This is a genomic window from Microcoleus sp. Pol17C6 (genome assembly GCF_036701145.1).
Taxonomy (GTDB): Bacteria; Cyanobacteriota; Cyanobacteriia; order Cyanobacteriales; family Microcoleaceae; genus Microcoleus.
The window spans coordinates 95,027-104,225 of sequence record NZ_JAUBQH010000018.1 but is presented as its reverse complement, the minus strand read 5'-3'; the positions used below and the strand labels follow the sequence as shown (position 1 = coordinate 104,225).

The following is a 9,199-nucleotide window of genomic DNA, read 5'->3' as shown; positions in this document are numbered from 1 at the left end:
TGCTTGGTGTAACGATCAACTGACTGACGTAGCGATCTATCGCCTGACTCTTTTAAGATACAAGGGGCGGGTTTTACCAACCATTTATGTTAGAAACCAACAATCTAATAAACCCGCTCCCGCTTGGGCAACTAAGGCAAATCAGTGCTCCCCATCAGATAAAGGTCGCACTCCCGGGCCACGCCGCGCCCTTCATTAATCGCCCAAACCACCAAACTTTGTCCCCGGCGACAGTCACCAGCGGCGAAAACTCCCGGAATGCTGGTTGTATATTTTTCGTGCTCGGCTTTCACATTGCTGCGCGCGTCGCGTTCCAATCCCAAGTCATCCAGCAGAGGCTGTTCCGGGCCGAGGAAGCCCATCGCTAGCAAGACAAGCTGTGCGGGCAAAACTTTTTCGGTGCCCGGGATGTGGTTCGGAATGAACTGCCCTTTCTCGTTTTTCGCCCACTCCACCTCAACGGTGTGCACAGCTTTGACATGGCCGTTTTCGTCGCCCTCGAACTTTGTCGCCGTGGTGAGATAGCCGCGGGGGTCGTCGCCGAATTTGGCTGCTGCTTCTTCTTGGCCGTAGTCGAGGCGGTAGACTTTTGGCCATTCGGGCCAGGGATTGTTGGCCGCCCGTTCCGAGGGCGGTTTCGGCAGGATTTCTAACTGTACCAGGCTTTTGCAGCCGTGGCGGATGGAGGTACCCACGCAGTCGGTGCCGGTGTCGCCGCCGCCGATAATCACGATATCTTTGCCTTCGGCGGAGATGAAGTTATCGTTGGTGCTCTTGTCTAAAACTGCTTTGGTGTTCGCAGTTAAAAAGTCCATTGCGAAGTGGATGCCTTTTAATTCGCGGCCGGGGATGCCCAAGTCGCGGGGTTTGGTGGCGCCGGTACAGAGGACAACGGAGTCGTATTCTTTTAGCAGTTGTTCGGCTGGTAAGTCTTTGCCGACTTCGGTGTTGCAGACGAATGTCACGCCTTCGTCTTCGAGGACTTTGAGGCGGCGCATCACGACTTGTTCTTTGTCTAGCTTCATGTTGGGTATGCCATACATTAGCAGGCCGCCCGGTCGATCGGCTCTTTCGTATACTGTTACCCAATGACCGGCTTTGTTGAGTTGCGCGGCGGCGGACAAACCTGCGGGCCCGGAACCGATGACGGCGATTTTTTTGCCGGTGCGTTTGGCTGGCGGTTCGGCAGTAACCCAGCCTTCATCCCAGCCTTTATCGATAATTGCGGCTTCGATGTTTTTAATCGTCACCGGCGGGTTGTTGATGCCGAGCACGCAAGCGCCTTCGCAGGGTGCGGGACAGACGCGGCCGGTGAATTCGGGGAAGTTGTTAGTTTTGTGGAGTCTGTCTAGGGCTTCTTTCCAGAGTCCGCGATATACGAGGTCGTTCCATTCGGGGATGAGGTTGTTAATCGGGCAGCCGCTTGCCATGCCGCTGATAATTGTGCCCGTGTGGCAAAACGGAATGCCGCAATCCATGCAGCGCGCGCCTTGGGTGCGGAGTTTGTCCTCCTCCATCGGTAGGTGAAATTCGTCCCAGTTGTGGACTCTCTCGACTGGTGAGAGTTCAGAGGGCAATTCGCGCAAGAATTCGATAAAGCCTGTTGGTTTTCCCATAGTGGTGTTCTGGTTAGAATTTACTATTCTGTCAGTTTCTCAAAGGTGAAGCTGGCGGGCTTCTGAATTAACTATTGTGATCTAAATTGTGTGCGATCGCACCTCAGATTGAGCAATTCCTACCTGGAATCTTCAATATCGCCGGGAGTCGGGGAATTGTCGCCAGCCGTAAAATATACAGCGACAGCAAAGAAAGCGGGTTTTTTACGGGGATTAAAGGTTTTAAAGGTTTTGATGCAGTATTTTCGTCCATCAAACCCGGTTTCTACATAATTTCAGCATTGCTTATTCTGGGACGATCGCATTTACCCCTACAGCCACATCTCGAAACGCTGACGGCTTAACTCGGACGGCCCGCCAGCCTCAACTTTGAAACGCAGCCCCCATTAGGAGGGCATCGAGATCCTATACAAAAAGTTACAGACCTTGCAAAATATTATTTTCAGGATATACTACTGTAAATCTGTCAGATAAGCGGAGTTTACTTTTGGAACTCCAAAAATAGGTAAATAAACTCATGAGCATTACAATTCGGAACGTATCGAAACACTTCGGCTCATTCCACGCAATTGACAACGTGAATTTGGAAATTAAAAGGGGCTCTTTAGTCGCGCTGTTGGGGCCTTCCGGTTCCGGGAAATCGACTCTGCTGAGGATGATCGCGGGGCTAGAACCGCCGGACAGCGGTGAGATTTACCTGATCGGTGAAAATGCTACTCATCAGTCGGTGCAGGAACGGCATATCGGTTTTGTGTTTCAGCACTACGCTTTATTTAAACACATGAGTATTCGGAAAAATATTGCTTTTGCGATGGAAATTCGCAAAGTTCCTAAAGGTTCTATTAGCAGGCGGGTTGAGGAACTTTTGGATTTAGTTCAGTTGACAGGTTTGGGCGATCGCTATCCTTCGCAACTTTCTGGGGGCCAGCGGCAGCGGGTTGCTTTGGCGAGAGCTCTAGCAGTTCAACCAAAAGTGCTGCTGCTAGACGAACCTTTTGGAGCATTAGATGCTAAAGTCCGCAAAGAATTGCGATCGTGGTTGCACAACCTTCACAAAGAAGTTAACATCACCACAGTTTTTGTGACTCACGACCAAGAAGAAGCTATGGAAGTAGCCGATGAAATTGTGGTGATGAACAAAGGTAGAGTCGAACAAGTTGGCACTCCTGCTGAAATTTACGACAAACCGGCATCAGCTTTTGTGATGAGTTTTATTGGGCCGGTCAATGTGCTCTCGAATGCTGCAGGTTTGTTCGCCAGCAACGGCACAACGGCTCGCCATAATGGAGCCGCTCATTCGGACGTAGTGTTTTTGCGCCCCCACGACGTGGAAATTAAAACTAAGCCGGAGTCTGGTTTTTCATTAGCAAAAGTCAGCCGCATCATTCATTTAGGGCGGGAAATACAAACCGAGTTAGTGTTAGAATCCGAGCAAGTAGTAACAGCTTACGTGAGTCGCGAGCGCTTCGATTCTCTACAGTTAACGCGAGATCAGCACGTTTACGTCAAGCCCAAACACGCGATGACTTTTCCTGCTTATTCAATTTAAATCAGCGACTGCATCTTACTCAAAATACTATCCGGGCGCTTCTACAAAACACTGCTCCCACATCGTTACCAGGCTCGTGCCTGGTAATGCTGTCTCGTGGCTCTAAATCGGAGGCAGAGCCTCCTGAAATTCATTCCCAGGCAGAGCTTGAGAACGAGAAAAACGAGAAATCCCAGGCAGAGCCTGAGAACGAGAACTAGAAAAAAGATAGGTGAAGAATATGACTGCTAACAAATTAAAGAATTTAGCAACTAGCACTTTACTTAGTTATCGCCGTTACATCCAGGCAGGATTAACACTTTGTGCAGGATTAGGATTGTCTGCGATCGCCTCTTCAGTTGCGTACAATTGGGAATACAAATCCATGCAAGCCGAACTGCAAGACCGGCTGGACAAAATAGCTACAGACATTCAGAGAGATGTTAGCGGCAATTTAGAAATAATTCGGGCGGTGGGAGCATTTTACAGCGTATTTGACGGCGTTAAAAAGCCCGAAATTAATACATTTGTTGGTCCTGCCCTGTACCGCCATCCGAGCCTGAAGGCGATCGCTTGGCTGCCCAGTGTTTCTGACTCTCCGCAATTCCTGACTGATGAAATAGATTTAGGTTTAGATTTGACTGCTAATCGGCTAGCGTTAGAAAAAGCCGTCAAAAGACAAGAAATTATCGCGACTGACCGCCAAAAATGGTCTTCACAAAATCAACCAAGCGTCTTCGTATTTTTGCCAATTTTTAGTCAAATTTCTGCTGACGACACCGGCGGCGAATGGTCACAAAAATTAACTGCTAGAAATCCAGAAAATTTGAAAGGTTTTGCATTGGGAATTTTGCTCGTTGATGCTATTGTTAAGTCAGCTTTACAGGAAACTCAACTCAACTTTGTTAATGTGTATCTTCAAGATGCTATGGCTCCTGAAGCAGAAAGATTTCTCGCCTTTTATGAAGCAAAGACTAAAAGGATCGTCACCGACGAAAACATTAAAAATCAACTCCAAATTGGGGAAAGAGCTTACTGCCCGGATGGCAGCAGTTGCACCCGCATTCTCAATATTGAAAATCGCAGGTGGTTGCTGCAACTGCGACTAACGCCAGAGTACATTAATCCTCTAAGATTTTGGCGCTCTTTGACTGTTTTAGTTTTGGGGACAATCTTAACTTTGGCGGGGACACTTTATCTAATGAGCTTGTGGAATTATACCGCTTTAATTGAAAAAATAGCAGCAGAACGCACGGCTAAATCTCAAAGGCTAGAACAAACTTTGCAAGAGTTGCAGCAAACTCAAAGCCAATTGATTCAGCAGGAAAAAATGTCTAGTTTGGGTTTATTAGTTGCTGGTGTTGCCCACGAAGTGAACAATCCTATTAGTTTTATTTACGGCAATATCCACCACGCCAGCGCATATACTAGCGATTTGTTGGAGTTGGTAAAACTCTACCAAAAACAATATTTACACCCTCCCTCTGAAATTTCCGAGTATTTAGAAAATATTGACTTTGACTTTCTCAGCAAAGATTTGCCGCAACTGCTATCTTCGATGAAAATAGGAGCAGATCGCATTGTTCAAATAGTCCAATCTTTGCGAAATTTCTCTCGCTTAGATGAAAGCGAAATGAAACCTGTCAACATCCATGAAGGCATTGACAGCACTCTGCTAATTCTGCAAAGTCGCCTGAAAGCTACAGGCGATCGCCCGCCGATCGAGATTGTTAAAAACTACGGCAATTTACCTTTAGTAGAGTGCTATGCCGGACAATTAAATCAGGTGTTTATGAATATTCTGGCTAATGCGATCGACGCCCTTGAGAGTTACAACTTCGATCGCGGGCCCAAAGCAGCGAAAGCCAATCCGATCGCGATCGCCATAACCACAGAATTTTCCATCCCCGATAAAATAATTGTGCGGATATCTGACAACGGCCCCGGTATGGCAGAAAATGTCAAAAAACGGCTGTTCGACCCCTTCTTTACGACGAAACCGGTCGGAAAAGGGACAGGATTGGGACTGTCCATCAGCTATAAAATTGTCGTAGAAAAGCACAAAGGTACGCTGCGCTGCGATTCGACACCGGGATTGGGGACGGAATTCTCGATCGAGATTCCGCTGCGGCAAGAAGTCAAACAAGCTGTACCGTTTGTTTCGCGGAAAATATCGGAGGCAGCTTAGAAAGGCTGGGGAAGGAAAATTTTTTTCTAGTAAACTACTGTAATTCGGTCGGGTTATAGTATTATATGTAATAATGCCAAAACCAATACTGCTTTATGCAGCTTAAACCGTTGGCACTGCCGATACTGTATAACCCAAACACGGCGAGACTAAATATGTTCAGTGACTTGCAAATTATTTACGAACGCGACCCTGCGGCGCGCAACTGGCTGGAAGTATTATTTTGCTATCCCGGACTGCAAGCACTTTTTTTGCACCGGATAGCAAACTGGCTTTATTCCGCTGGCCTGCCGTTTGTACCGCGCTTGATTTCCCAACTGAGCCGCTTTTTAACAGGTATTGAGATCCACCCAGGAGCGAAAATTGGTAGGGGGGTGTTTATCGACCACGGCATGGGGGTGGTAATTGGCGAAACTGCGATCGTTGGAGATTATGCTGTAATTTATCAAGGAGCCACCATTGGCGGCACGGGTAAAGAAATAGGAAAACGGCATCCAACGCTGGGAGAAAATGTAGTGGTAGGGGCCGGTGCTAAAGTTTTAGGCAATATTCAAATTGGCAATAATGTTCGGATTGGTGCGGGCTCGGTAGTGCTGCGGGATGTCCCTAGCGATTGCACAGTTGTGGGAATCCCCGGCCGCATTATCTCTCGGAAAAAGCAGGTGGAAGATGCTCAAAATTCTCAAGGTCTACCGGATTTGGAAGCTCAAGCTATTCGAGCTTTGTTCGATAGAATTAAGGATTTAGAAGATCAAGTTGCTTTTTTGAAATCTCAACTCTCTCCGAACAAAGCAACTCAATTAGAGCAAGCCGAGAAAGAAAAAAATGAATTATTCCTGTCTTCTGATTTATTTATTACACAGTTTTTAGACGGTGCAGGAATCTAGTAAAGCTTCAATTTATATAGATTTTTCCCCGCAACACTATCCTGCTGCCATTGTACAGACTAACTTTGGTTCCTTAAGTAACTCGCTATGACTATTGCTTCTCTTTCCACTAAAACTTTTGATGAAACCAGCAGACATATATTTTCTCGTCGCTCGCACTTGCCCAACAGAAGCAATGCTCTGTGGCGAATTGAAAGTGGAGTAGTGCGAACTGTAACGTGGCTTGAAGATGGCACAATTATCACCTTGGGATTGTGGGGGCCTGGTGATACGATCGGCAAAGCGATATCAAAATGCGATCCTTTTCAAATTGAATGCCTCACTAAAGTCGAGGCAATTTTACTATCGGGCGATCGCTGGCTAAATAGAGATATTTTGCTCAATCACATTCAGCAGGCTGAAGACTTTATGGTAATGCGAGGTTACAAAAGAGTTGATTTTATGCTCTATCAACTATTAACTTGGCTGGCTAAGAGGTTTGGTTCTGAGGTAGAGCAAGGACATTTGATCGATATGATTTTAACGCATCAGGACATTGCAGAAATTATCGGTACAAGTCGGGTAACTGTCACTCGCACCCTCGGTCATTTTGAGCAGCAAGGCTTGATCGATCGTCTGCCTCTCCACCGGATCATTTTACAACCTTCTGAGGTGTGGCACTACGAAATATAAAAGGTTATTAACTGTTAATATTTTACGAGCGCCGATGTAGGTGATAGGAATGCGGTGCAAAAGAATTTATTTGGTGACAATGCGATATTAGAGCCAATTCAGAGTTTTCTAGACAACAAATAATTTGTATCGAATTGGCGTTAATTAAGTTTTCTCATCGACTCGTCAATAAGTTCAAAAGCAAAGGCGACGATCGCACTTGCTTTTTTCTTTGGGTTGATTTCTTTCTTCTCACTGCCGACAGATGCGATATCTCGCACCTGTTGACTACCCTTAAGTAGGTGAGTATGAATAAACTTAACGATGAGACAGCATATATCCACCTACCTACTTAATAGTTACTTTAAGGCGGCGGTATTGCCTTTAATATACTCGCTCCCTGCAACATTTGAGACTCTCCTGCTCTACCCGCTTCTGGGTCTTCCCAAGACGGTGCAAAGGGTGGAACCAAGAAGGGGCAAGCTTTCCACCCACCCTGTACCCCCACGCCGAGCATCAGGCAGTTTCCGCCCCTGTGCCCGTGCTGCTCGTAATACCGACAATGCCGACAGCTTAAACCTACATTTACGTTGCTCACGGGATTTCTCCAACCGTTTTTGTAATAAAAATATACTAACACCTGTATACCTACCGGAATTATGTACTATTATATAATGTACAATTTAAACTCGATCGCCAGTGGGGAATGTGGAACTATCTTCTAGAGTACAATATGCCCTGTTAGCCCTCTTGGAACTGGCGAGCCACCACCCGAAGGATTCGCCCCTAACAGTAAGCGAACTTACTGCTTCTCAAGAGATACCGGAACGCTATTTAGACCAAATTCTTGCCGTGCTGCGGCGTGCAAGTATTGTCCAGAGTCTGCGGGGTGCTAAAGGCGGTTATTTGCTGGCGAAAGAGCCCTGGCAGATTACTTTGCTAGAGGTGTTTTCGACACTCGAAGGCGACGGCAGCGGTCCGACCCAAAAAGTTTCGGAATCTGTAACAATAGAAAAAACTGCGGTGCTAGAAATATGGCAGGAAGCTCAACAGGCATCTTGGTCTGTTTTGGGGAAATATACATTACAAGATTTGTGCGAACAGCGGGATGTTCGCAAACAAGCACATCCCATGTACTACATTTAAATGGAGAGAAATTAAGCCATGAGAATTGCTAAGGATGTTACAGGAATAATTGGGAGAACTCCTTTAGTTCAGCTCAATAAAATTCCCCAATCCGAAGGAGTAGTTGCTCAAATTGTGGCCAAATTGGAAGGGATGAATCCGGCTGCTTCGGTGAAAGATCGGATTGCAGCGAGCATGATTCAGGCGGCAGAAGATGCGGGGTTAATTCAACCGGGTAAAACTATTTTAGTTGAACCGACTTCAGGCAATACTGGAATTGCTTTGGCAATGATCGCAGCGGCGAAAGGGTACAGTCTGATTTTAACGATGCCGGATACGATGAGTACGGAACGCCGATCGATGCTGAAAGCTTACGGAGCTCAGTTGGAATTAACTCCGGGACATGAAGGGATGTTAAGCGCGATCGCCCGTGCGGAAGAAATTGTAGAAGAAACCCCCGACGCTTTCATGCTGCAACAGTTTCGCAACCCCGCTAATCCGAAAATTCACCGGGCAACCACGGCCGAGGAAATTTGGGAAGATACAGAGGGTAAAGTAGATTTTTTAGTTGCTGGAGTTGGCACCGGCGGTACGATTACTGGAGTTGCTGAAGTAATTAAACCGCGAAAGTCTAGTTTTAGGGTAATTGCAGTTGAACCCGCAAGCAGCCCCGTGCTTTCGGGAGGCAAATCTGGTGCTCACAAAATTCAAGGGATTGGTGCAGGATTCATCCCGGAAGTGTTGAAACCAGAGTTAATTGATGAGGTGATCGCAGTTAGCGACGCAGATGCGATCGCGTACAGCCGCCGACTTGCCAGAGAAGAAGGATTGTTGTCAGGAATTTCTGCAGGCGCCGCTTTGTGTGCCGCAATTGAAGTCGGCAAGCGTCCCGAAAATGCTGGAAAATTGATAGTTTTTGTGCAGCCTTCTTATGGCGAACGCTACCTCAGTACAGCCTTGTTCAAAGATTTAGAATTGCCGACGATCCGCGAACTCGAATCATTAGTCAGCAATTATTAAATTGTAGTAGGGGCGAGCTTCATTACAGCGACATTGCTATCAGCTTAACCCGAAAGACCGCCAGGGAATTAATTCCCTGGCTCAAAGCGAAAGTCCTCTTCAGAGGACTAATGAGTTAATAGTCCTCTGAAGAGGACTTCAGCTTTGAGGCAGGGGTTTAAACCCCTGCCGGACTGCACCGAAA

At 46.8% G+C, this 9,199-nt stretch carries 9 protein-coding genes; 7 read left to right on the top strand and 2 right to left on the bottom strand.

Features of this window, described 5'->3' with window-relative positions; genetic code table 11:
• Positions 1 to 131 precede the first annotated feature (131 nt).
• On the bottom strand, positions 132 to 1,616 hold the full coding sequence (gene gltD, locus QUA25_RS11735) for a glutamate synthase small subunit (protein ID WP_333037811.1): 1,485 nt from the start codon (positions 1,614 to 1,616) through the stop codon (positions 132 to 134).
• An 86-nt stretch (positions 1,617 to 1,702) separates the two neighbouring features.
• Between gltD and QUA25_RS11730 the strand changes: the two genes are divergently transcribed.
• The 5 genes from QUA25_RS11730 to QUA25_RS11710 all read left to right on the top strand — a co-directional run bounded on the left by QUA25_RS11730 (position 1,703) and on the right by QUA25_RS11710 (position 6,891).
• A complete protein-coding gene (locus QUA25_RS11730) occupies positions 1,703 to 1,960 on the top strand; it encodes a hypothetical protein (protein WP_333037810.1) in 258 nt (85 codons plus the stop codon).
• A gap of 173 nt (positions 1,961 to 2,133) precedes the next feature.
• Entirely contained in the window at positions 2,134 to 3,165 is a 1,032-nt protein-coding gene (locus QUA25_RS11725) for a sulfate/molybdate ABC transporter ATP-binding protein (RefSeq protein ID WP_333037808.1), read from the top strand.
• Positions 3,166 to 3,385: 220 nt separating this feature from the next.
• The gene (locus QUA25_RS11720) at positions 3,386 to 5,332 is read left to right on the top strand and encodes an ATP-binding protein (protein WP_333037806.1); all 1,947 of its coding nucleotides are present in this window, start codon (positions 3,386 to 3,388) and stop codon (positions 5,330 to 5,332) included.
• 155 nt (positions 5,333 to 5,487) lie between these two features.
• Complete coding sequence (cysE, locus tag QUA25_RS11715) at positions 5,488 to 6,219, top strand: serine O-acetyltransferase (RefSeq protein WP_445242215.1); 732 nt, start codon at positions 5,488 to 5,490, stop codon at positions 6,217 to 6,219.
• Between the two features lie 87 nt (positions 6,220 to 6,306).
• Positions 6,307 to 6,891 carry a Crp/Fnr family transcriptional regulator gene (locus QUA25_RS11710; protein WP_333037801.1) on the top strand — a complete coding sequence of 195 codons (585 nt, stop codon included), beginning with the start codon at positions 6,307 to 6,309 and terminating at the stop codon, positions 6,889 to 6,891.
• Between the two features lie 343 nt (positions 6,892 to 7,234).
• Here the strand turns inward: QUA25_RS11710 and QUA25_RS11705 are convergent, their stop codons facing one another.
• A complete protein-coding gene (locus QUA25_RS11705) occupies positions 7,235 to 7,468 on the bottom strand; it encodes a hypothetical protein (RefSeq protein WP_333037798.1) in 234 nt (77 codons plus the stop codon).
• 110 nt (positions 7,469 to 7,578) lie between these two features.
• Between QUA25_RS11705 and QUA25_RS11700 the strand changes: the two genes are divergently transcribed.
• Together QUA25_RS11700 and cysK are read left to right on the top strand one after the other, a co-directional pair.
• Positions 7,579 to 8,016 (top strand): Rrf2 family transcriptional regulator, encoded by a 438-nt coding sequence (locus QUA25_RS11700; protein ID WP_333037797.1) that lies wholly within the window; start codon positions 7,579 to 7,581, stop codon positions 8,014 to 8,016.
• A gap of 18 nt (positions 8,017 to 8,034) precedes the next feature.
• A complete protein-coding gene (gene cysK, locus QUA25_RS11695) occupies positions 8,035 to 9,015 on the top strand; it encodes a cysteine synthase A (protein ID WP_333037795.1) in 981 nt (326 codons plus the stop codon).
• Positions 9,016 to 9,199: the final 184 nt, after the last annotated feature.

Coding starts and splice junctions, on each gene's coding strand:
- gltD (WP_333037811.1), bottom strand. CDS start 1,616: ATGGGAAAACCAACAGGCTTTATCGAATTCTTGCGCGAATTGCCCTCT.
- cysK (WP_333037795.1), top strand. CDS start 8,035: ATGAGAATTGCTAAGGATGTTACAGGAATAATTGGGAGAACTCCTTTA.
- QUA25_RS11725 (WP_333037808.1), top strand. CDS start 2,134: ATGAGCATTACAATTCGGAACGTATCGAAACACTTCGGCTCATTCCAC.
- QUA25_RS11710 (WP_333037801.1), top strand. CDS start 6,307: ATGACTATTGCTTCTCTTTCCACTAAAACTTTTGATGAAACCAGCAGA.
- QUA25_RS11720 (WP_333037806.1), top strand. CDS start 3,386: ATGACTGCTAACAAATTAAAGAATTTAGCAACTAGCACTTTACTTAGT.
- cysE (WP_445242215.1), top strand. CDS start 5,488: ATGTTCAGTGACTTGCAAATTATTTACGAACGCGACCCTGCGGCGCGC.